Annotated in this window: 22 protein-coding genes; 14 read left to right on the top strand and 8 right to left on the bottom strand. The window is 43.5% G+C overall.

Annotated elements, in window-relative coordinates; translation table 11 throughout:
• Nucleotides 1-79: 79 nt before the first annotated feature.
• Nucleotides 80-1,228 (bottom strand): iron-containing alcohol dehydrogenase, encoded by a 1,149-nt coding sequence (locus ITG09_19020; protein ID UPR55024.1) that lies wholly within the window; start codon nucleotides 1,226-1,228, stop codon nucleotides 80-82.
• Nucleotides 1,229-1,421: 193 nt separating this feature from the next.
• On the opposite strand from ITG09_19020, the gene ITG09_19015 reads away from it, so the two are divergent.
• The 8 genes from ITG09_19015 to ITG09_18980 all read left to right on the top strand — a co-directional run bounded on the left by ITG09_19015 (nucleotide 1,422) and on the right by ITG09_18980 (nucleotide 7,245).
• Nucleotides 1,422-2,306 (top strand): AraC family transcriptional regulator, encoded by an 885-nt coding sequence (locus ITG09_19015; protein ID UPR55023.1) that lies wholly within the window; start codon nucleotides 1,422-1,424, stop codon nucleotides 2,304-2,306.
• 165 nt (nucleotides 2,307-2,471) lie between these two features.
• Nucleotides 2,472-2,822, top strand: a complete 351-nt coding sequence (locus ITG09_19010) for a hypothetical protein (GenBank protein ID UPR55022.1) — start codon at nucleotides 2,472-2,474, stop codon at nucleotides 2,820-2,822.
• Nucleotides 2,823-2,943: 121 nt separating this feature from the next.
• Nucleotides 2,944-3,402, top strand: coding sequence for a GNAT family N-acetyltransferase (locus tag ITG09_19005; protein UPR55213.1), 459 nt, complete (start codon nucleotides 2,944-2,946; stop codon nucleotides 3,400-3,402).
• 567 nt (nucleotides 3,403-3,969) lie between these two features.
• The gene (locus ITG09_19000; GenBank protein ID UPR55021.1) at nucleotides 3,970-5,217 is read left to right on the top strand and encodes a reactive intermediate/imine deaminase; all 1,248 of its coding nucleotides are present in this window, start codon (nucleotides 3,970-3,972) and stop codon (nucleotides 5,215-5,217) included.
• 185 nt (nucleotides 5,218-5,402) lie between these two features.
• Nucleotides 5,403-5,759 carry a hypothetical protein gene (locus tag ITG09_18995; GenBank protein ID UPR55020.1) on the top strand — a complete coding sequence of 119 codons (357 nt, stop codon included), beginning with the start codon at nucleotides 5,403-5,405 and terminating at the stop codon, nucleotides 5,757-5,759.
• 94 nt (nucleotides 5,760-5,853) lie between these two features.
• A complete protein-coding gene (locus ITG09_18990; GenBank protein UPR55019.1) occupies nucleotides 5,854-6,003 on the top strand; it encodes a hypothetical protein in 150 nt (49 codons plus the stop codon).
• A gap of 141 nt (nucleotides 6,004-6,144) precedes the next feature.
• Nucleotides 6,145-6,663 (top strand): GNAT family N-acetyltransferase, encoded by a 519-nt coding sequence (locus tag ITG09_18985; GenBank protein ID UPR55018.1) that lies wholly within the window; start codon nucleotides 6,145-6,147, stop codon nucleotides 6,661-6,663.
• A gap of 105 nt (nucleotides 6,664-6,768) precedes the next feature.
• Nucleotides 6,769-7,245, top strand: coding sequence for a hypothetical protein (locus ITG09_18980; protein ID UPR55017.1), 477 nt, complete (start codon nucleotides 6,769-6,771; stop codon nucleotides 7,243-7,245).
• 104 nt (nucleotides 7,246-7,349) lie between these two features.
• Here ITG09_18980 and ITG09_18975 read toward each other — a convergent pair whose 3' ends face one another.
• Entirely contained in the window at nucleotides 7,350-7,796 is a 447-nt protein-coding gene (locus ITG09_18975) for a DUF417 family protein (GenBank protein ID UPR55016.1), read from the bottom strand.
• Nucleotides 7,797-8,046: 250 nt separating this feature from the next.
• Between ITG09_18975 and ITG09_18970 the strand changes: the two genes are divergently transcribed.
• Complete coding sequence (locus ITG09_18970) at nucleotides 8,047-8,409, top strand: RidA family protein (GenBank protein ID UPR55015.1); 363 nt, start codon at nucleotides 8,047-8,049, stop codon at nucleotides 8,407-8,409.
• A gap of 128 nt (nucleotides 8,410-8,537) precedes the next feature.
• On the opposite strand, the gene ITG09_18965 is transcribed toward ITG09_18970, so the two are convergent.
• A complete protein-coding gene (locus ITG09_18965) occupies nucleotides 8,538-10,124 on the bottom strand; it encodes a BCCT family transporter (GenBank protein ID UPR55014.1) in 1,587 nt (528 codons plus the stop codon).
• A gap of 451 nt (nucleotides 10,125-10,575) precedes the next feature.
• Between ITG09_18965 and ITG09_18960 the strand changes: the two genes are divergently transcribed.
• Together ITG09_18960 and ITG09_18955 are read left to right on the top strand one after the other, a co-directional pair.
• Entirely contained in the window at nucleotides 10,576-13,743 is a 3,168-nt protein-coding gene (locus ITG09_18960; GenBank protein UPR55013.1) for a chitinase C-terminal domain-containing protein, read from the top strand.
• Nucleotides 13,744-14,015: 272 nt separating this feature from the next.
• The gene (locus ITG09_18955; GenBank protein UPR55012.1) at nucleotides 14,016-15,479 is read left to right on the top strand and encodes a sensor domain-containing diguanylate cyclase; all 1,464 of its coding nucleotides are present in this window, start codon (nucleotides 14,016-14,018) and stop codon (nucleotides 15,477-15,479) included.
• 162 nt (nucleotides 15,480-15,641) lie between these two features.
• On the opposite strand, the gene ITG09_18950 is transcribed toward ITG09_18955, so the two are convergent.
• Nucleotides 15,642-15,896: a YgjV family protein gene (locus tag ITG09_18950; GenBank protein UPR55011.1), complete on the bottom strand. Its 255-nt coding sequence runs from the start codon at nucleotides 15,894-15,896 to the stop codon at nucleotides 15,642-15,644.
• A gap of 268 nt (nucleotides 15,897-16,164) precedes the next feature.
• On the opposite strand from ITG09_18950, the gene ITG09_18945 reads away from it, so the two are divergent.
• The 3 genes from ITG09_18945 (at nucleotide 16,165) to ITG09_18935 (ending at nucleotide 18,587) form a co-directional block, all read left to right on the top strand.
• Nucleotides 16,165-16,755, top strand: a complete 591-nt coding sequence (locus ITG09_18945; protein UPR55010.1) for a DUF4136 domain-containing protein — start codon at nucleotides 16,165-16,167, stop codon at nucleotides 16,753-16,755.
• A 178-nt stretch (nucleotides 16,756-16,933) separates the two neighbouring features.
• Nucleotides 16,934-18,118: a D-alanyl-D-alanine carboxypeptidase gene (locus tag ITG09_18940; protein UPR55009.1), complete on the top strand. Its 1,185-nt coding sequence runs from the start codon at nucleotides 16,934-16,936 to the stop codon at nucleotides 18,116-18,118.
• A 175-nt stretch (nucleotides 18,119-18,293) separates the two neighbouring features.
• On the top strand, nucleotides 18,294-18,587 hold the full coding sequence (locus tag ITG09_18935) for a YkgJ family cysteine cluster protein (protein ID UPR55008.1): 294 nt from the start codon (nucleotides 18,294-18,296) through the stop codon (nucleotides 18,585-18,587).
• Between the two features lie 166 nt (nucleotides 18,588-18,753).
• Here the strand turns inward: ITG09_18935 and ITG09_18930 are convergent, their stop codons facing one another.
• The 4 genes from ITG09_18930 to ITG09_18915 form a co-directional block, all read right to left on the bottom strand.
• Nucleotides 18,754-20,436, bottom strand: coding sequence for an RluA family pseudouridine synthase (locus ITG09_18930; GenBank protein ID UPR55007.1), 1,683 nt, complete (start codon nucleotides 20,434-20,436; stop codon nucleotides 18,754-18,756).
• A 151-nt stretch (nucleotides 20,437-20,587) separates the two neighbouring features.
• On the bottom strand, nucleotides 20,588-21,208 hold the full coding sequence (locus tag ITG09_18925) for a glutathione S-transferase (protein UPR55006.1): 621 nt from the start codon (nucleotides 21,206-21,208) through the stop codon (nucleotides 20,588-20,590).
• 33 nt (nucleotides 21,209-21,241) lie between these two features.
• Nucleotides 21,242-22,273 carry an NADP-dependent oxidoreductase gene (locus tag ITG09_18920; protein UPR55005.1) on the bottom strand — a complete coding sequence of 344 codons (1,032 nt, stop codon included), beginning with the start codon at nucleotides 22,271-22,273 and terminating at the stop codon, nucleotides 21,242-21,244.
• Between the two features lie 161 nt (nucleotides 22,274-22,434).
• A complete protein-coding gene (locus tag ITG09_18915; protein UPR55004.1) occupies nucleotides 22,435-23,028 on the bottom strand; it encodes a TetR/AcrR family transcriptional regulator in 594 nt (197 codons plus the stop codon).
• Nucleotides 23,029-23,170: the final 142 nt, after the last annotated feature.

Below are 23,170 nucleotides of genomic sequence, written 5' to 3'. Positions count from 1 at the left end.
ATCTTGTTTACGGCACTTCACTTGTTCAAATTGTCTTTGTAATTCTACTTTGTTCAGTCTGCTTTAAGCTTTAACGAGATTAGTGAATTGCAGACTCTAGAATCTCACGTGTTTTCTCTGGCGTGATTGCTTGGTTCTCACCAAGTTGCAGGTAACCGTGTGATTCAAGCTGAGCAACAACGTTGTCGATTGCTTCCGCTTTAGTTGCTTCGTAACCGTCGAACATAGTTGCTACGTCTAGGCTGTGGTAGAACGCTTCGATTGCATCGATAGTGCGCTCTGCCAAGTCAGCACCCGCTTCTAGGTCAAACACGTTACGACCCATTTGCTCTAGCTTGCCACGCTTCGCTTCGATTTGGTTACGAAGTAGTGAAGGTTGAACAATCGCAAGTGAACGTGCGTGGTCTACGTGCCATAGTGCTGTGAACTCGTGGCCAATCATGTGTGTTGCCCAATCTTGAGGAACACCCGTACCAATCAGGCCATTAAGTGCTTGGTTTGCTGTCCACATTAGGTTTGCACGCCATGCGTCGTTGTCACGCTCGTCGTATTGTTTACCCAGTACAAGAAGGTTTTTAAGCAATGTTTCTGCGTAACCGTCTTGAACCATCGCGTCTGTTGGCATTGTGATGTATTGCTCACACACGTGCACCCAAGCATCAACCAAACCATTCACTAATTGGCGCTCTGGTAGAGACTTCATTACATCTGGGTCCATTACCGCAAACTTAGGCTGTACTGCAGGGTTAAGGAAAGCCAGCTTCTCTTGAGTCGCTTTACGCGTGATTACCGCACCCATGTTAGATTCAGAACCTGTAGCAGGAAGCGTTAACACTGCACCGATTGGCGTTGCTTCTGTTACTTGGTGTTTGCCCGTTAGGATGTCCCAACCGTCACCGTCGTATTTAGCTGCTGCAGCCACATACTTAGAACCATCGATTACCGAACCACCGCCAACAGCGATAATGAATTCTACGTTTTCTTCTTTAACAAGAGCGACGGCTTTGTCTAGCGTCTCTTTCGTTGGGTTTGCTTCAACACCAGAAAACTCAATCCAAGCGTGATCTTTAAGAGATGCGACTACTTGGTCGTAAACACCATTGCTCTTGATTGAACCGCCACCGTAGATGACAAGTACTTTCTTTGAAGTATCAACCGCTTGGCTAATAGCGTTGATTTGGCCTTGGCCGAAGTGGATTACTGTAGGGTTAACATAAGTAAATTGCATTGTAGGTTCCTTGTGTAAAGCTAGATTTTTTATTCTGATTTATTGCTCAATTTCTATATTTGCATATTAGTACAGGAATTTAGGGTGGTGAAGGCCAGCTCCTCCAAATTAATTGCCTATTTCTACAAACTTGTTATTCTTTTTGGGCTTTTGTGCAAATACACTCCGCACCTTGAATGGAATATCACCCGTTATGAATACACTCGCTCAGTTAATGCAGTCTTACGTTGAATACAAAGGTTGGGATGATCTCGAAGGGATCAGAGAAACTGAGATCGAGGGTGTCTGGTTTTACCGAAGCAGTGGTGGTAACCAGCGCCAACCTTTTACCTATCAGTCTGGCATCATCATGCTTGGGCAGGGTAAAAAGAACATCTATATCGGTGAAAGGCCTGTTACTTACGCCGCGGGCGATTACCTCGTAGTTGGCGTGCCAATGCCATTAGAGTGCGAAGCCTTACCCGTCGATGGAGAACCCTTGCTTGGTTTGTCTATTAACATTGATTCTCAGCGTTTACACAGCTTGGTGAAAAAGCTGGAAGACCAAGGCTTTCTCGAAAGCTACTGCAACAAACATAAGCAGAACTCGAGCGGTTTAGAGTCGACCCCTATGGAAGACAGGATGCTAGAAAGCTTTACTCGACTGATCAAAACCCTGCATTGCGATATCGAAGCCAACATATTGGGCGATGCGCTTGTTAGCGAAATTGTTTATCGCGCACTAACGGGCTCAGAAGGGCGTGTGTTATTCGATCTTGCCCATCACGATGGCCATTACGCACGTGTTGCTAAAGCACTGTCTAAAGTACATGAAGAGTATGACCAAACCATTACCGTTCAATCGCTTGCCGATGAAGCGAACATGAGTGTGTCTGCTTTCCACAATGCTTTTCGTAACGTCACCTTTGAATCACCACTTCAATACTTGAAGAAGGTAAGGCTCAACAAAGCCAAAGAGTTGATCCAGTTAGAAGGCCTACGAATCAACGATGCCGCACGCCGAGTCGGCTATTCCAGTCCATCCCAATTCAGCCGCGAATTTAAGCGCCACTTCAATACTACTCCAAGAGCGGTTTAGTCTTTACTCAATATTTATGTCCCGAAACGTGCGGCATTTCATGTTGTGCGATATCACGCATATCTTTTGGTTGATCGAGAAGTATTTATTTTATAAATATCTGTTTAGTCGTTGCTTTTCTCTCGTCAGGAAAGCTTAATTTACAGACATTTTCTAGGAGTTCTCTTGCTCGATTTATTGAAGAAAGTAGCATTAATTAATCTAACAGCAGCATTGGTTGTTTTAGCGCTATCTCAGTTTTTTCCTTTCTTTGCCACGACAAGACTTGTCGACTTTCTGTTTTTTGTGGTCATTGTGATTTGGGTTCTAGCGAAGTTAATGTGGGAAGGTGGTGTTCATAGTAAGACGACACGTCTTGATGACCCTAGAACAGATAAAGTCTACAAAATGGTCGAAGGGCATGACTTTGATAAAGACCAACAAGAACACTACCGAATGAATTACCAGACAGGCTTAGTGTTATTCATCGCTGGTTTACCCGCTTTCATTGCTTGCTTTGTTCTGCAATTTCTCTGAGTTCCAGTAAAGTAAATGAGTCCAACGATACTGAATGCTTGGGATTTTTAGCTTAAAGTGTGTTTTGTGCATCTATGATATTTAAAGGTTCACCAATAAGATGTTAGCTGACAAGGAAGTGATGGAAGAGTATTTGGAACTAGACATGCTCACGTTAGAGGTTATTTCTAAAGAAGCCGGGTTTCCAATCGACAGAGATGTATATTTAGCATCACGAACTGAATCAATTGAGCAAGGGTTATTGTTTGAATATCGCCGTGGAGATAAGTTAATTGGCTATACGACGTTGCGTGATCTAGGCGATGGTCAGTGGTTTGTGCCTATGTTTGTGGTGCACCCAAACTATCGTAGTAAGGCCGCTTTCCTTTCTTTGTTTCGCTCCATTGCCGATAACCTAAAAAACAAACACTCAACTGTGTTAGTGAGTAATGTCCTACGTCTTAATGACTTGTCGGTGCGGTTTCACAAGCATCTAGGTTTTGAGATCACACGTGAAAACCATTTAGGCTACGAATTCTCGCTAGATTTAACGCCTGAAGTAAAAGACAAATGGTCAAGCTTCTTAGGTGCTCGTCGTTAATGTTTTGAAAATTACAGTGGCTACTCCTAGGCTGACTTATCGGATACCTTGAACGAACACTGATGTATTGTTGAGTTAAGTGAGTAAATGTATCTAATTGTAGGTATTTTTAGTGAGTTGGTATTTGATTGTCGAGTATATTATTAACGTATTTATATAAAATAGCCTTCTAAAATAATTAGTTAAATAGCTTAAGATTTTATTCAGTATATATTAATGTAAATTCAATGAATCTGATAATAAGGCTGTTTTATTGTGAACAACCTATCAAACAGTAGCTAAATTTTTGGAATGACTCATAGAATTATCTGAGAGAGTATTCAAGATTATTGAATAGTTTAAAAATTAAAGAGAATTTAGCTGTTGATAAAGCCAAATATGGCGGATATTTAGTCGTGTGATGACTAATTATTCTGTAACTTACTGATTTATAGTCAACTGAGACTCTGATGGATATCACGTTCACCCTAAAACAATTCACTTAACATGGCGCTACTTTAATCATTCTTTCCAATACGATTGTTCAACATAAACACGTATTCCTATATTATTTAAAGGATAATTTCGATGAGTAGCGATATCATTAAAGTTTCAAGAAATACTGAAAACGCACCAACAAATTCTGTATCTACACAAACGGTCGCTTTTTCTCATTATAATAACTTTTCAGCTCAATTACCTGTCGACCCTAAAACAGGTGAAGTTGTGATTGGTGATATTAAAGACCAAGCAGCACAATGCTTAAATAATATTAAGGCCATTGTTGAAAGCATCGACCATGTTATGGATGATGTCGTGAAGATTAATGTTTTCGTTAAGAATATTTCTGATATCGATGCTATTGATGAAGTCTACAAAAGCTTCTTCAACAACAGTCTTCCTACACGTACAGTCGTGGGTGTCGCTGCGCTGTCGAACAGTGACGCTTTAGTTCAAATGGATGCGCTTATTTCAAACGGCGAAGGCACTAAACCACAAGCACCTTGCGCACTAGTTAAGGTCTCAAGAAATACGGATAATGCGCCTCAAAGTGCTGTGTCCACTCAGACCGCGGCTTTTTCTCACTATAATAATCTTTCAGCTCAATTGCCTATCGATGTAACCACAGGTGAGTTGGTTGATGGTGGTATCGAAGCGCAAACGGCACAATGTCTATCAAACATTAAAGCGATTCTAGAAAGCATCGGTCATGTCATGAATGATGTGGTTAAAACCACGATTTACCTTAAAAATATTGAAGATGCAGAAAAGGTGAATGAAGTTTGCTCTAAGTTCTTCCCAGGTTATGTGCCAGCACGAACGGTTGTTAATGCCGCTGACCTACCAATGGGCGCTGTAATTCAAATCGATACGTCTGTTTCACATGGCGATGGCACGCCGCCACAACTGCCAGAAGACACTCGCTTACTGGTTATCGAAGCTAATAATACGGTTGATGCGCCATTTATGGCTTATTCGCACACTGTTGCTTTTTCTCACTACAACCATATTTCTGGTCAACTGCCTGTAGATCCGAAAACCAATGAGGTGGTTGCTGGTAGCATAAAAGAGCAAGCTGAACAGTGCCTACAAAATATTAAGGCGATCATTGAAAGTGTTGACCACAGCATGGACGATACGGTGAAAATTAATATTCAGCTTAAAGATGTTTCAGATATTGATGCGGTGAACGAGATCTACACTACGTTCTTTAACGCTGACTTACCGGCAAGAACGGTGGTAGGGGTTTCAGAGATTCCTATGAATGCTTTAATTCAAATTGATGCAGTCGTTTCTAACTGTGAAGGGACACCACCACAAGACGTAGTTGCTTAAACCCTCGATAATATCGATCAGATCTCGGCTTTAGCTTCTAAACAGGCCGTGATCTGATTCGCTCACCTCATTACTCAAATCAATAGAAGCGACCCGCCTAAGCTTATCCCTTAAATATGGTATTTATAAGGTTGAAGTGTTTTAATATGAAAAACAGACGCTTAACGTAATCAAGAAACCAGTTTATGCAATTTCGAGCCATTTTACTGCTGTGCCTTATGCTCATAGGGTGTTCGTCCAATCAAGAGTTGGTACCCGACCCAACAACCATCACGTTATTTTATGGTGATACATCAATATCCGCGGGTATTTTGGAAGATAAAACATTCAAATCAGTCCTCGCTGATAGGGTCGAAAGCGTTACGTTTTCAGGCTCAATATCAAAGCAAAACTCAGGTTATTTTGTCGATATATTAGTGATTCGAGAAATGAAAGAGCCACGTTCAACACGACAACTGAACACCTCGCTTGTTATGAAGCCGAGGGAGTTAGTGGATGTTGGCGGTGTGAATAACGATGTTTTTAGGGTAATCCTCGAGTAACAAAACTAACGTGTTCAATTAATCTGAAATTTTGCTTTACCTCAACCTAACTTCAAGTCTTAAGCTTCTCTTACTCATTGAAAAGGAGCTTATTATGCAAAACAACTACGTAAAAGAACTTGCCGTTAAAACTTACCAAGAAGATCTTCAAAAAGAGTACGTTAAATCTAAAGTTCGCCCATTTCATGCCCCGAGTTTTATTGGTGGGGTGTTGTTGTCAGTTGTGTTAGTTGGACTGTTTTAGTAAATAGGCTCGTGGAATCTTTGATCTACTGCCAACTATCACCACTCCAATTGACTTGAAGGCTCACACATTTGCTTCGGCTTGTTGTGATTTTAGTATTAGGGTGAACATGACATATTAAATAAGTGTAGGGGATTAATTATGGATGTATTTTTACACTTACTTCACCCAAGTGATGTCAGTGCTTTATTAGAGTTTGAAGTTGAAAATAGAGAGTGGTTTGAGCAATTTGTCCCAGCTCGGGAAGACCGTTTCTATTCCAATGCGGGCGTTGCCGAACAAGTCACGAGCTTTCTAACAGCGTATGACAATGGCGAGATGATTCCTATGTTGATCAAAAACGTTAATGGCACTGTTTGTGGACGAATCAACGTTCGTGATATCGACCAGAACACTGAAAGTGGAGAACTAGGTTATCGAGTCGGCCACGCATTTGGTTCTAAAGGTGTTGCGTCTAACGCAGTGAGGAAGTTACTTATCTACTTGACCGAGCACTCTTCACTTAAATATGTTGATGCCTATGCATTCGTGGGTAATGTTGGTTCCAACAAAATCTTATCCAAGGCCGATTTTGACTTAGTTGAACATGTAGAGAATTACGCAGTATTCAAAGGACAAAATCAAAACGCCAATTATTACCGTAAAGCGATACTTTCTTAAGCGAATGTTTGATATTTATTATTTGTCCTATGATCAATACGATAATAGATTTAGACAAGATGAGTTCACACCAACTGTGGTGCGAAACAATACAGAGATCAGTTTATGAACATTGTGACAGTCTATAGTGGTAATCAACAGGTATACGCGAATCTATATCAGGGTTATGCCGCAGAGTTTTCAAAGATCATCGGAGATAAACCAGACGAGTATGGCTTGTTTGAGATTTACCCGACGCTTGGTGAGACCGTAACGGGTTACTTACTCTACATTGATGGAGTTCCTGCAGCGTTAACCGCTATTGAAACCAAAGCGCCAAACGAGTTTGAGATCTGCGATTTCTATGTCGTGCCTTATTTTCGAAAAAACAAAGTCGGGAAACGGTTTATCTGTGAGCTGTTTGAACATCTAAAAGGCAGTTGGGAGATCAAGCAAGTACTCGGCGCAGAGCATGCTGTTAAGTTCTGGAGAGAGGTCGTGAATGACTACACATCAGGTAACTACGTGGAAGATCAATATCAGGACGAAAAATGGGGCTTGGTAACGAGACAGTGCTTCAACCACGATGCGAGTGCAGAGTAAAACTTTATACATTAGAAGCTGGCAGCGTCCTTCTAGCCAGCTTCGAGCCTTTTTATTTCAAGGTTTAAGGTTACTTCTAGTTACGGCCACTTATAGATTTACGGTTACTTCTGAGGTTTGTTACGTTCGATTACGCTTATAGCAATCGCCAAGAACAGGATGTCTTTCACTAGGAAGAAGTTAGTGACTAAGATGCCATCCGATACTTTCCAAGCATTTGGCGTTGTAATTAGGAAGCTGAGTGTCACAACAAAGATAGCCGCTGCAGCGATGCCTGAATAGAAGGCAACTGTCGGTTTCTTAAATCCAACGATCAATCCAATCGCGACAATGATCTCCGCGCCACCTACCATGTTAGACACAGCTTGTACTGAGAACAGATTGTAAAGCCAGTTCATTGCAGGATGATTTGCGATTAACGGTTCAATGAGCATCGCTTCGGTTGGCGTAAACTTGTAAATACCAATCCAAGCGAGCACTAATGCTACGCCAACCACTCCAAGGTTATATCCCACATTAGTCTGTTTTAAATCATAGGTTTGAACATGCATAAAAGTACTCCATTTAATAAAATCCCTGAATATGACCGCATGAGTACAAAATTAATTTCGATGTGAGAATAATACTTAATCTTTTTTAGTAAGCGCTAGTTCGAGACTTCATGAATCAAGCCGAAACGTGGTTGGTTGCAAAGGGGAGTTTTAAAGCAGGAAGAGGTCCATTCTAATTTTTGTTTTCAATATTAGGAATTTGGATTAGATTACGCTGACGTAAATCCTAATTATAAGAAGAGAATCGCACGTGAAAATCCATAGAATTAACCCGACCAAACGTTGGTCAGATGTAACCGTATTTAATGGCATCGCAAGCTTTGTTGAAGTACCAGAGACGGATACATCGGCAGGAATTAAGAGTCAGGTTCAGCAAATTTTTGATCAAGCTGAAGAAATGATGAGCTTGGTCGACAGCGATAAATCTCGCGTATTGTCGGTGACTATTTACCTAACGGATTTTGCTAACTTCGATGCACTGAACGAAGTGTGGGATTCATGGTTCCCTGAAGGCAGCGCACCAAGCCGTGCATGTGTAAAAGCTGAACTGGCCAACCCAGAGCTATTGGTTGAGATGTCGTTTATGGTTGCTGCGGGTGAGAAGTTTCAATAAGCCGAACTATCGGTAGCAATAACCTTCGTCAATTCAAGTAACCAACAGATAAAACAAAGCCACTCAGGTGAATCACTTGAGTGGCTTTTTCGTTTTACACGCTACCCGAAACTAAATCGGATTAGGTATTAGGCGATGCCTTGATCTCTTGCCATCTGCTTCGCAATCTTCGGTGCGTGCCATAAACACGGCAGCAAGATGAAGGATACAGGAACGGCTGTGATCACAATGAACGACTGTAGGGCAGAAATACCGCCAGAGCCCATCGAGATAAGTGCAATAGCTACCGCACCCATGATGATACCCCAGAAGGTACGTACTGCTGCGTTCGGCTCTGTTGTGCCTGTCATTACTACACTGATTGTGTAAGTCATTGAGTCACCTGTCGTCACGATGAACGTGGTCGTCAGGATAAGGAACAGAATCGCGATCAGAGTAGGGAACGGCAGTTGCGCAGTAATTGCTAGAAGAACTGCTGGAAGGTTGAACCCTTCGAACGCGCTAGAAATAACACCTGGGTTCTCTAATTCAAACGCTAAACCACTACCACCAACGATGCTGAACCAGAAACACGTCACAAGTGGTGCAACGATGCTAATAGAAACGATCATTTGGCGAATGGTACGGCCACGTGAGATACGAGCAATAAAGATTGCCATCATCGGACCATAGCCTAAGAACCAGCCCCAGAAAAACACCGTCCAGCCACCTAGCCACGCCGTATCTTGGCGGTAAAGCGCCATTGGGATGAAGTTATCAACCATTTCGCCCATGCCTTGCAGGTAACCGTCAACGATGAAGCTCGTTGGGCCAACAAGAAGGATGTAGCCGATTAGACACACAGACAAGATGATGTTGTAACGGCTTACTAGTTGGATACCTTTATTCACGCCGCTCAAAGCAGAAAGCGTGTACATAGCGATGGCAAAGATAATAACGACACTTTGAGTAGCAAAGCTGTCTGAAATACCAAACAGTTCGCTCAATGCGTAGCTGATTTGTAGGCCAAGGAAACCGATAGGGCCGATAGTACCCGCGGCTACAGCAACAATGCTGCATGCGTCGACTACATTACCCACCCAGCTGTTAATAGCCTTATCGCCAAGCACTGGATAAAGCAGAGTGCGAGGCTTAAGAGGAAGGCCTTTGTCGTAATGCAGGTGCATTAACACGATAGAAGACAAGCCACCTAAGATTGCCCATGCAAGGAAACCCCAGTGCATGAAAGATTGTGATAGAGCGTTAAACGCCATCGCTTGAGGATCAGCGTTGCCATAAAGTGGTGGAGCTGAAACAAAGTGAGCAATTGGCTCTGCTGCTGCCCAGAACACACCGCCGCCAGCTAGCAGCGTACATAGGACGATAGACATCCATTTAAAGGTGGTCATTTCAGGGAGGGCAAGCGTTCCTAAACGAACGTGGCCTGTGCGCCCTAGTGCAAGCACTAAGCCGATGATGAAGTTGAGTAGTAATAGGACTTGCCAGAAAGCACCGAACCACTTAGTTGAGTAACTAAAGCCGATGTTAACAAGTTCGGACAACACGGAGGTGTTGGTGAAAGCGAGGATGACAAAGAGGGTTAAAAAACTGCCACTAAGCCAAAAGACTGGGTTTCCGAGTTCCAGTTTTTCACCCAAAGATTGAGCTTTATTGAAATCGATAGAAGTAGATTCTGCGTTGATGTTTTCGTTGGCGACTTGCGTCAAGTTGGACATTATTTCTTCGCTATATTTGGCTCTTTCAAGCCTATGTATTTCTCCCACACTTGCATAGAAATGTGAGGTTCGTCAAAAAAGCCGCCGATACTAACACATTTGTTATCAAAAAGTGGGCGAATTCCCAAAAGAATCCCAATTCGCCTTTAAATCACTACTTTTTGGTTAGTTTTGATACGAATTATTTTCTCGAATCCAAATCACATTTCCGATTCTTGAGACATTATTTTTTAGCTTTCCGAAATAAATTAATATTAGTTGTTGGTGCAAAATAAGTGTCGACTCATTGCATGCTATAAACAAATTAATGCGAGTCATTTTATAAATACCGAATGTTTTAGGTGTTTAATTGGCGCTGTTACCTACAGTTGTTTTGCGAAGAGATTTAAGTGGTGAGGAAAATGCCATTTAGATTAAACATCTTGAAACAACAACTTAAGGGATAGCTAACATGCACCTAAACCAAGGAAGAGTGGCCAAGAAGGTTTTTACACTCAGTACTCTCACCGCGTCATGCTTAATGGCGTTCAACAGTTATGCGGCTGTTGATTGTTCAACGTTAGAAACGTGGGATTCTGCCACGGTGTACACTGGTGGTGATCAGGTTTCACATGACGGCAGCGCGTACTCGGCAAATTACTGGAATCAAAACAACAACCCGAGCCAATTTGAAGGTGACTATGCACAGTGGAAAAAGCTAGATGTGTGTAGCGGCAATGGAGGCGGTGGTACACCAAATGAAGCGCCAACCTCTTCGTTAACAGCGCCAACCGCATCCGATGTGATTGTTGAAGGCGATAATGTGGTACTTAGCGCAACAGCACTGGATTCTGATGGCAGTGTTGCTTCGGTAGAATTCTTTGTCGATGGTTCTTCGGTTGCAGTAGTGACAGCGGCACCATTTGAGGCGGCTTGGGCTGCAACGTCTGGTAACCATCAAGTTTCAGTTGTTGCAACGGATAATGAAGGCGCAGCAAGTGTTGCAAGCGCGGTTTCTGTTTCTGTTGATTCAGCACAACCAGGTAATGAAGCACCAACAGTTTCAGTAGCCCTTTCAGCGACATCTGTGGATGTTGGTGGTGTCGTCACACTGACAGCAACGGCTGCAGACAGCGATGGCACGGTTGATAAGGTTGATTTCTACGTAGCGGGTGCTCTTGTGGGGACAGCAGCGACAAGCCCATACACGCTAGATTACACAACCACTCAAGCAGGCTCTTTAGCGGTTTACGCGAAAGCGACAGACAACCAAGGTGCAACGGCGGATTCAGCACTGGCTTCTTTGACAGTTAACGGCGCTCCAACGGTGAGCACATGTCGACCTGATGGCTTGTATCAAACGCAAGGTATCGATGTCCCTTACTGTACGATTTACGATGATGAAGGCCGTGAGAAGATGGGCGCGGATCACCCACGTCGTGTGATTGGTTACTTCACAAGCTGGCGTGCAGGGGACGACCCACAAGCGGCTTATTTAGTGAATGATATCCCTTGGGAACAACTCACACATATTAACTATGCGTTCGTGAGTATTGGCTCCGATGGCAAAGTAAATGTCGGTGATGTGAATGATCCTGAAAACGCTGCGGTTGGCAAAGAGTGGCCGGGTGTGGAAGTTGATCCTGCATTAGGCTTCAAAGGTCACTTTGGTGCGCTAGCGACAGCGAAGAAAAAACACGGCGTTAAAACGTTAATCTCAATCGGTGGTTGGGCTGAAACCGGTGGTCACTTCGCGACTGATGGCAGTCGAGTTGCTGATGGTGGTTTCTACACCATGACGACAAATGCTGACGGCTCTATCAATCATCAAGGTATCGAAACATTCGCGACTTCAGCGGTTGAAATGCTTCGTAAATACCAGTTCGACGGCCTAGATATTGACTACGAATACCCAACCTCAATGGCGGGTGCTGGTAACCCATACGACAAAGACTTCATGGAACCACGTCGTCAGTACCTATGGGCTTCGTACCAAGTATTGATGAAAGTGCTGCGTGAGAAGCTTGACGTGGCGTCTGCGGAAGATGGCAATCATTACATGTTAACTATCGCGGCTCCTTCTTCTGGTTACCTATTGCGCGGTATGGAAACATTCGATGTCACCAAGTACCTAGATTACGTCAACATCATGTCTTACGACCTTCACGGTGCGTGGAACGATCATGTTGGTCATAACGCTGCCTTGTTTGATACAGGTAAAGATTCAGAGTTAGCACAGTGGAATGTATACGGCACTGCGGCTTACGGTGGTATCGGTTACCTGAACACAGATTGGGCTTACCATTACTTCCGTGGTTCAATGCCAGCAGGTCGTATTAACATCGGTGTGCCTTACTACACTCGTGGCTGGCAAGGTGTGACAGGTGGCGAAAATGGTCTTTGGGGCCGAGCTGCACTTCCAAACCAAGCCGAATGTTCAGCAGGTACAGGTGAAGGTGAGAAGAACAATTGTGGTCATGGTGCAATTGGTATCGACAACATGTGGCACGATACCGATCCTAAGGGCAACGAGATGGGTGCGGGTTCCAACCCAATGTGGCATGCGAAGAACCTAGAGAAAGGTATTTGGGGTTCTTATGCGGATGCTTACAAGCTTGATCCTGTAAACGATCCAACGGATGTTCTAACGGGTACTTACACGCGTAACTACGACAGCGTGGCGGTTGCACCTTGGTTGTGGAATGCAGAGAAGGGCGTATTCCTTTCTACGGAAGATAAGCAGTCTATCGATGTGAAAGCAGACTACGTTATCGATAAAGAGATCGGTGGCATCATGTTCTGGGAACTAGCAGGGGATTATAACTGTTATGTACTCGATGCGAGTGGCAACCGAACTTCAATCGATACGACAGAACAAGCGTGTAACAGCGGTAACGGTGAGTTCCATATGGGTAACACCATGACGAAAGCTATCTACGACAAGTTTAAGTCTGCAACACCATATGGAAACAAAGTAGCGACGGGAGCTATCCCAACAGAAGCGCTCGATATCGCGGTATCAGTTGGCGGCTTCAAAGTCGGTGACCAAAACTACCCAATCAATCCTAAGATCACGTTTACAAACAACACTGGTCAAGCACTTCCGGGTGGTACCGAGTTCCAGTTCGACATTCCAGTATCAGCGCCTGATAACGCGAAAGATCAATCGGGTGGTGGTTTGACTGTGATTGCTTCAGGTCATACTCGTGCGGATAACATCGGTGGATTAGACGGAACCATGCACCGAGTGGCGTTTACTTTGCCGACATGGGAAGAGCTTCCTGCTGGCGGTGTGTATGAGCTAGATATGGTGTATTACTTGCCAATTTCAGGCCCTGCAAACTATGCAGTGAGCGTGAATGGCGTCGATTATGCATTTAGCTTCGAGCAACCCGATCTACCATTAGGTGACATCAGCTCTGGTGGTGGTAACCCTGGCGACGGTGGTACAAACCCTGGTACGTGTGACACTGCAGGTTTAACGGTTTACCCAGATCTACCTCAGAAAGATTGGGCAGGTAATCCAAGCCATGCAAACACGGGTGATCAAGTCGTTCACAACGGTAGTATTTACCAAGCTAACTGGTGGACAAGCTCTGAACCTGGCAGTGATGGTAGCTGGACTCAGGTATGTTCTTAATCTAACGCTAGAACATGTATTTGTAGATAATAAATACGAATGGTTTTGAGTCTATTTATCAGTGTGTTAGTGTGATTTAAACATACAACTCAAACGTAAAATCAAAACGCCGAACTGAATTCAGTTCGGCGTTTTTGCTATAAGTCACAGATTGTGTATAGAAATCTCTCAAAATATCGACACTCGTTCAGTAAAAAACACAATTATGATATAAAACAGTCTGCTTATCAAAAACAACAGCGTTCCCTAAAATTAAAAGCTACGGGGTCATCTTGAAAGTCAGACGTAAATACATTCTTAGTTTTTCAATTGTACTGGCCGTAGTTTCCTTGATCCTTTCTGCTGTTCAGTTCAACCGAACGAAAGAGTCACTATTAGAATCCAACCAATTCTTCTTTCGTACGATTGTTAACGCGAGCTATGACATCGTAGACACTACAGTCAACGAAGCGATAAGAACCTATCTCAAAGGGGTGACTGATACCGTTGCGTCTCATACCGTGCGTGTCAATCCAGAACAAGAAGTCGACGAGGTCATCCGAATTGCCAATGAACTGGTGATCGGAGAGTCAGGCTATATCTATCTAATGTCACCCCAAGGTGTTCACCTGTACCACCCGTTCCTACAAGGGCAAAATCGTGCACACTTAACCCATATTCAACAACAACTGAGTTTAAATTCAGGAATGACTCAGTATTCTCACGCCAATCCACATGAAGTCGGTAAACGTGCGAAGGTTGCATATTCAGTGAGGCTGCCGAGTGGTAATACATTGGTGGCGACTACTTATAAAGATGAACTGATGTATCTGGTTGATCTTGAAGCGCTTAAAGACAAGTTGAGAAAATACTCTTATGGCGATAGTGGTTATGTGTATATCGTTGATTTACAGGGTGAGTTAGTTCTTCAACCTAACTTTGAACACCAGCATTTAAAAGCCTTGATTGAAGACTCTTCAGAGTTGTTGCTCGATAAGGTTGTAGCTGAACCAGAAGGTCACTTTAGTTACTCAATCTCCACGGAAGACGGCACGACAAGCAAAAACATCTTCTATAAGTTCTATCCATACCTAAACTGGGTTATTTCAGCGGGTGTGTTAGAACAAGAGCTCAACAAAAACCACAGTTTATTGCTAGCAAGCTTGATGACGTTGGTGGTCAGCCTGTTGAGTATTATTGTGGTTCTGGTCCTTTACCTGCGGCATCGTCACCTAAAGATCTTAGATGTGGCGAGCCTTGATTATCTTACTGGACTTCATAGTCGACGCAGTTTCATTGAGCAGATTAAGCTGAGAATATCGGATAACTCGCCTTATCCCTTACAAGGTGTTGGCGTTATTCTATTGGATATTGACCACTTTAAATCAGTTAATGACCTCCACGGGCATGCGCAGGGTGATAAAGTGATTTGTGCCGTCGCAAAAACCTTGAAGCAGTTTACAAGTAACCATCGCTTGATTGCTCGTTATGGTGGTGAAGAGTTTATTCTGGTGACGTTTGACTGTGATGAACGTCAGTTGTTCGAGTTGTCAGAAGCGTTAAGACACAGAGTCGAACAAGTACAAGGCTTGGTGTCACCAGTAACGGTGAGTGCGGGGTGTTGTTATGCTCAGGTGTTGTTTCAGATAGAAGGCACAATCGAAAAAGCCGACAAAGCGCTATACCAAGCTAAAGAGAGCGGCCGCAATAACACTCAGATGTATCGAGAGAACGAATATCGCATTGCTTATACTTGATGCACTTTCAACGGTGTCACTGTGAAGACAGCTTATAAAACGATAGATCAAGCGATAGATAAATGACAGACATAAAAAAGCCCAAACTGTGCTTCTGTTCTTACTAGAACGAGAGGAACCGTTTGGGCTTTTTCACAATTTTTTGAAATGCGAGTCGCTAATTTAAGCTTTCGCTGCTTTCATCGCTTCCGTTTTTTTTTCCTTTTGCATTTTTGCAAGGAAGTAGATGTTTACACAAGCGATAAAGCCGTTAGTGGCTGCTACTGGCCATGCGTCAATCATGATGCCGTATGCTGTGAAGAGTGCACAGCCAATAAAGTTAAGGACACGCAGACGAACGATATCTTTCATTGTTAATGAAATTGCGACCATAATAGACGCAGCGTAACCTAAAATTTCAACCATATTGAATTCCATTGTTTGACCCTCTTAAATTTGCCGATACTTTGTCGGTACCAATTCTTCTCTTCATGAGATGTTTGAGGAAGCTCCGTGCCTCGAATGGTCTGGTTTTGTTTAACGGGATGAACTATACCAACTCTGTTTTTGTGATTAAACCCCCAAAACGGACAGAAGTGAAGGTTAGCGATTACGCAAACGTTTAATGACACTTCTCTTAATATAATTACTATTTATGTTGGAGGGTAAATTGATAGTTATTCTTATATAGGTAAGGAAGCCGCGAATGATAAAACGATCCATATATAAAACAAAAAGCATAAGAGAAATTGCTGTGTTAGCTTTGATGGCTATTGGGCTGACAGCATGTACCACGCAAGAAATCCCACCAACGCACAATTATGGTGTGGTCACCAGTGGTGATTTTGAGTTCATGGAACACGGAGTGATGACGTACTCGTGGCACCCTGAATCAGAGCAGGTGTACCTTTCTCAAAAATACGATGAGACCGTAGTAACCGATTTGGTGCGTGATGCGATTGAAGATCAACTCGCTACGAAAGGTTATCAGCTAAGTCAAAATGGTGCAGTTGGTGATGTTGTTATCGGTTTTGGATTGGCCGAAGAATCAGAGTTAAATGATGACTCGATTTTCGACGCGATTAAGCTTTCAACAGGGGTGCCATTTTATGATGGTGACGGAAAGGTCGCCGAGAAAGGATCGTTGTACATTGCGTTTTTCGTGCCTAACTCTCAGGTCGTACAATGGCAAGCATTAGCACAGTCTGGCATCCAAGCTGACTTAGATCCAAGCGAGAGCAAACAGAGAATTACTGGCTTTGTTGAAATGTTATTTAGACGTATGCCTGAGCGATAGAATTAAGTATTGGACGCATTCGTTGGGTCAATATTAGCTGTTGAAAATATGGTCAGATCGCAGATTATACTTTTTTATTTGTAACGAACGGTACAAATACGTAAAGCAACGTAAAGTTCGCGCTTCTTTTACTAGCATTTGTCTATACTGCACAAAACGTTAACTTAGGTTTGATTCAATGAAACTGTTTTCCAAATACTCTCTCCCTCTATTAAGTATATTCATTGTAAGTAACGCAGCGATGGTAAGTAGCACAGCTATCGCAGCACCTTCTATAGTACCAAGCCCACCTAGCCTAGGCGCAAAAGGGTATGTGTTAATTGATTTTAATTCTGGTGATGTGCTAGTAGAAAAAAACGCACACACTAAATTAAACCCAGCAAGCTTAACCAAACTGATGACCAGCTATGTAGCCGGACAAGAGATGAAGCGAGGCAACATCTCTGCTGATGATCAAGTAAGAATCAGTGAGAATGCATGGGCAAAAAAATTCCCAGACTCATCAAAAATGTTCATCGAAGTGAATACCGATGTAGCGATGATGGACCTTTACCGTGGCTTGATTATTCAATCAGGTAACGATGCAAGTGTTGCGATAGCGGAACACGTTGCGGGCTCGCAAGATGCATTCGTCGACCTGATGAACTCTTGGGCTACCTCTCTGAAGCTAGAAAACACCCATTTTGCCAATGCACATGGTTTAGACGCTGACGATCTCTATTCGACTCCTTACGATATCGCGCTACTCGGTCGTGCCATTATTCGTGATTTACCGGATGTGTATGGCTTATACAGCGAGCGATCTTTCAGTTACAACGGCATCACACAGCATAACCGTAATGGCTTGTTGCGTGATAGAAGCTTAACAGTTGATGGCATGAAAACGGGCTACACCTCTGGTGCTGGCTACAGTTTGGCGAGTTCAGCGACACAAGGTGAGATGAGACTTATCGCGGTTGTGATGGGCGCATCAAGCGTTAAGAGCCGTGAATCAGACAGCAAACAGCTGTTGAGCTATGGTTTCCGCTTCTTCGATACGCTAAACCCGCACAAAGGCGGCGATCTAGTAGCAGAAGAGAAAGTGTGGTTTGGTGGTCAAGATACATTGAAGCTAGGTGTTGCTGAAGATACGTTTATCACGTTGCCTAAGTCAGACAGTAAAAAGTTGACTGCGTCTATCGAGCTGAACTCTGAACTGAAAGCTCCAATTGCAGAAGGTCAAACTTTAGGTGTGGTTCATTACACCGTTGATGGTGAAGATGTTCAAACTCAGCCTTTGATCGCGCTAGAAGCGGTTGAGCAGGGCGGTTTGTTCAAGCGCTTAATGGACTATGTTAAGTTGTTTTTTGCGAACCTATTCTAGATAGATTTAGTGGCGATAAGCTGCGCTAAAAAGCCGAAATATTATGGGCGTTGTGATTCACTCACAACGCCCATTGTGATTTATACATCAATGAAAAGACCGCGTCGCATCATCTTTATTAGCCGTAGCGGGCGGTTTCGATTACTATACGCAAAATTTAGCAGTGTAGTCACTTATGACGATAGAGATTAAGAACGTAACCGAACCTGAAGTAACCTGTGCCAATTGTCAGGCATGCTGTTGTCGCCTAGAAGTTATGATCATCACAGATACAGGTGTTCCTGAAGAGCATATTGCTTATGATGAGTGGGGTGGCGAAACCATGCTGAGATTAGACGACGGTTGGTGCTCTGCGGTAGATAGAGAAACACTGATGTGTACTATTTACGAAAATCGACCTTGGATCTGTCGTGAGTTCGAAATGGGCTCTTACGAATGTGTGGAACAACGCACAGATGTGATGGGTTAAGCGTCTGCAATATTGAAATGAGTAACGAAAGTACGTTACCGAGCTGTGATAAACACATTAAAAATTAAATTTCAGGGTTCTATATCTCAAGCAGATTTAGAACCCTGATGCGTTTAACGAGACAAAAATTTTAGCTCGGTAATAGTTTTATCACGATAAGAACAGCTTAAAACTCAGAAGGCACTTCAAACTCCATCCATTCACCGGTTGTCGGGTGAATCAACTTCAAGTAGCCAGCGTGCAGGTGTAAGCGCTCGCGTTTGTATCCGTATAAGTCGTCACCACGAATTGGAACACCAAGCCCTAATGGAGAAGCACAGTGCACTCGCAGTTGGTGGGTTCGCCCGGTTTTAGGGTACAAGTGAACCTTGGTTTTGCCATTATGAGTGCTCACCGCCTGCCAGTGAGTTTCTGCATTTCGGCCGTGTTGGTGGCAAACCAGTTGTCTTGGTCTGTCTGTGATGTCGCCGCGTAAGGGCAAGCTAATATCGCCAGATTTACCGTGGATTTCACCATCAAGCAGAGCGGTGTAACGCTTTTCTACGGTTCTATCGATGAATTGCTTCTGGATGTGTCTATTGGATTCTGCGGTCAGTGCCAAAATCAACAATCCAGATGTCGACATATCTAGTCTATGGATAATCAAAGGGCCTGTTGCATCGGGGTAACGCGCTTTAATACGGGTATAAACTGAATCTTCGATGAATTTACCGGGAACCGACAAGAACTCTTCAGGCTTATTTACGACCACAATCTCGTCGTCTTCATAAACAATATCAAAAGACTTACCTACAGCAGGGTTCACGATAAGCGGGTTATCTTCTAGTCCAATACCACTCAGCTGGTGTTCGAGGATCTCGAAGCTTTTACTTTGACAAACCGGGTAAAGGTTTCCGTGTTGTCGAATGATATCCGTTGGCGGCAATCCCCACCAAAACTCAGACAATGCTAACGGCTTAAACCCGTGTTCAAAAGCGAAGTTAAGCATCTTAGGTAGGCAGCAGTCACCAGAGCCTTCCAGCGCGTCTTTTCCATCGAGTAGCTCAAGTAAATTTTTAGATTGCTTGGCTTGATTGATAAAGCGATAGTGAGAGAGACGTTGAGCTTCCAACTGTTCTGAAACTGCTTGGTGCTCTTGCTTACGGTTTTTCATTTCGCTTTCAATCAAATCAACTTGTGATTGGCGTTCTGCGATCTTCTGTTTCCACTCAATACGAAGTGCTTTTAGATCGCGTTTCTCTTGGCTACTTTGATTGCCCAGTTGTTTAAGTAAACTCGCCGCTGACTCTAGATTCCCTAATGCTTTCTCTTGATTAGCTTGTTCTCTGAGTTTGTTACGCTGAGCTTTGTTCGCGGCCATTGCTAACTGAAAGGCTTCGATAGCTTGTGCTGATTCGATTTTTAACTCTTCTAGTTCAACCAATAATGCATCTAGGTTGTGCGACTGTTGTAGCTTTTCAATGTCGTCCGCTAGTTGCAACTGGTGAGCAAGGTTCACACTATTTTTAGACTGAAATTGTGCTGAATCGAAGGCTGGTGGAACAAAGTGAATGTTGTTTAACTGAGAGACCAAAGCCGGATCTAACTGCAAGCCCGAAAACGCAGAAAGGTAACCCAACTCTTGGGTTTGAGGATGTTGAACAAGAAGTACGGCATAGAGGTTGCCTTGCGAGGTTTCATTCACACCACAGTCGAGTAATGATTGTTGAAGCTGCTGCATTGCTAACTCACACGTTGGATGCGGAGTATAGTAATACGGAAACGTAAACCGAGTGGGTAGCGATAAGTCTTGGTTCGCTGGTTGGTTTAAAGCGTGCAGTGGTGTGTATTGAGCAAGGTTTGCTGACATGAAGATCAAACTCTATGGCTGTTCAGTTAGAGTTCGGTATTGTTGTCGAAATGAAGACAAATGAGAAGCCAAAGCAGAAGATAAATCGGCTTTGGCTTCATTTAGTTGCTCGTACTTATTCTAAGAACGGACGAGCTTGATTGAAACTCGATCAGTTCGAGTGTTCTAGCTCTACTTGCTCTGCTTTTTGGTAAGCAGGGTGGCTTGTTAAAAGCTCACCGTATTTAGCAATGTTAGGGTAAAGCGCAGTTGCCCCAAAGTTACCAACGATTTCTACGATGAACGACATCATAAAATCTGCACCCGTCAGAGTATCAGCAACGAGGTAAGTTTTACCTTCAAGTGCTTCGTTGACAAAGGTTAAGACCTTTTGGTTTTCATCGTCAGCGTAGCCGCCGAGGAAATTAGTCTCGCAACCGTCTTTCATCACAAAGATTTTGAGCAGCATTGGCAAAATACCAGAGCTTTCAGCGAAGTGAAGCCACTGTGAGTATTCTACATAGTCAGCTGTGCGGCGCACTGGTGCGAACTTGCCTTGGCCGTATTTGTCGATTAGGTACTCGGTGATAGCACCAGACTCGCTGATCACAACGCCATCGTCTTCAATGACTGGAGATTTACCCAACGGATGAACTGACTTCAATTCTGGTGGTGCTAGAAACGTGACACTGTCTCGTTGGTATGGTTTTATTTGGTAATCCACACCAAGCTCTTCCAACAGCCAGATGATACGTTTTGAACGCGATTTGTTTAAGTGATGCAAAGTAATCATGATTCTGCCTATTTTATGTTTCAGCTGATTGAGCTATTTTGCTTCGTTAGTTTTAATAACAAGCTTACCGAAGTTTTGTCCTTCTAATAGACCCATGAATGCTTTTGGCGCTTCGTCTAGACCTTCAATTAGGTGCTCGCGGTAGTGCATCTTGCCTTGAGACAACCATTCTGTCATTTGAACAGCAAACTCGTTGTAACGGTGTGCGTAGTCATCAAAGATAATGAAACCTTGCATCTTAATACGCTTGACCAGAAGAGTGCCCATAAGGCTAGACATACGATCTGGGCCTTCAGGCAGTGATGTTGCGTTGTACTGAGAGATAAGGCCACACACAGGAATACGAGCCCCTGTGTTAAGCAGAGGCATTACTGCGTCGAAGACCTTGCCGCCAACGTTTTCAAAGTAAACGTCGATACCGTTGTTACACGCTTTAGCCAGTTGTTCTGCGAAATCATCCGCTTTGTGGTCGATACATTCATCAAAGCCCAGGACCTCTTTTGCGTACTGACACTTCTCCTGACCGCCAGCAACACCAATTACACGACAGCCTTTTAGCTTACCGATTTGACCAACAGTTGCGCCTACTGGGCCTGTTGCTGCTGCTACAACTAACGTGTCGCCTTCTTTAGGTTGGCCTATATCCAGCAAGCCCATGTATGCGGTAAAGCCTGGCATACCCATGATGCCAAGTGCGTACGAAGGGTGACTTGGCTGTTTACCTAGTTTGATAAGGCCTTCACCGTTAGACACACCAAGATCTTGCCAACCTGTGTAAGCCAGTACCCATTCACCAACTTCAAAATCAGCGTTATTTGACTCTTCAACCTGACAAACGGTTGCACCTACCATCACTTCATCGATAGCGACTGGATCAGCGTAAGACTTCGCATCGCTCATTCGGCCACGCATGTAAGGGTCGAGAGAAAGGTAAACCGAGCGAAGTAACATCTCGCCATCTTTGATTGTTGGTGCGGCTACTGTCTCTAAACGGAAGTTGTCTTGAGTTGGTGCGCCAACTGGGCGAGAAGCCAATACGATGCGGCGATTGTCTTGTTGAGTCATTGGATGTCCTTAATTTTATATTATGTTTATTTAGAATTAGACCAGTCGTCTAGTCTTGTTGTCTAAAAAATCCCGCCGTCATCAAATGGATAGAGGGCGGGTGATTTCTTTTAAGTTAAAGCAAGTTGAATCAAGTTAAAGCAAATAAAACGCGGTGCGCGTTATTGGCTTTCACCTTTTAAAATTCGTTCGGTAAGGCTTAAAGCTGACTGTAAACTATGGGAGCTCTGGCTCAGTTTGCTCAATAAGCTTGCGCCTAACCACATTGAGTATAGGTTCTGAGCTGTTTCTTGGCTGTCTTCAGCCTTTATAGAGCCATCTGCAATACCACCGACAATGCACTGTTCGATGGTATTCGTCACTTTCTCAGCACCTTTTAATAGCGCTTGACGCATAGGATCAGAGAGATCAGAAACTTCCGCACTGAGTTTAACGACCAAGCATTTATGAGCATTACAGGTACCGTTTTCGGTCTTCGCCCATAGCGAGAAATAGCTCAAGATTCGCTGATAATGATTACCTTCACCGTGTACTAAAATTGCTTCAATCTTAGTAGTGTAGTTTTCAAAATAGTGTTGAATCAACGCCTCGCCAAATTGCTCTTTAGATTTAAAATAGTGGTAAAACGATCCTTTCGGTACGTCCGCTTCTTTAAGCAATTGCGATAGGCCAACGCCGTTAAAGCCGTTGTTCACTATTAATTGGTAGCCAACATCTAAAACATGCAGGCGTGTGTCATTCGTTTTTTCGTTCATAGGTGGGACTATAATTTAAATTAGACCAGTCGTCTAGTGGTTGATTTTCGAGGGTATATTCGGTCATGGAAAAAGTAACGTCACATGTTCAGATATAAAAAAGCCCCAACATAGCGCGTATGTTGGGGCTAAAATCAGTCAC

Origin of the sequence: Vibrio cyclitrophicus, assembly GCA_023206055.1 — a bacterium.
Lineage (GTDB): Bacteria > Pseudomonadota > Gammaproteobacteria > Enterobacterales > Vibrionaceae > Vibrio > Vibrio cyclitrophicus_A.
The sequence above is the reverse complement of the archived record's forward strand: the minus strand, read 5'-3'. Positions and strand labels throughout refer to the sequence as shown.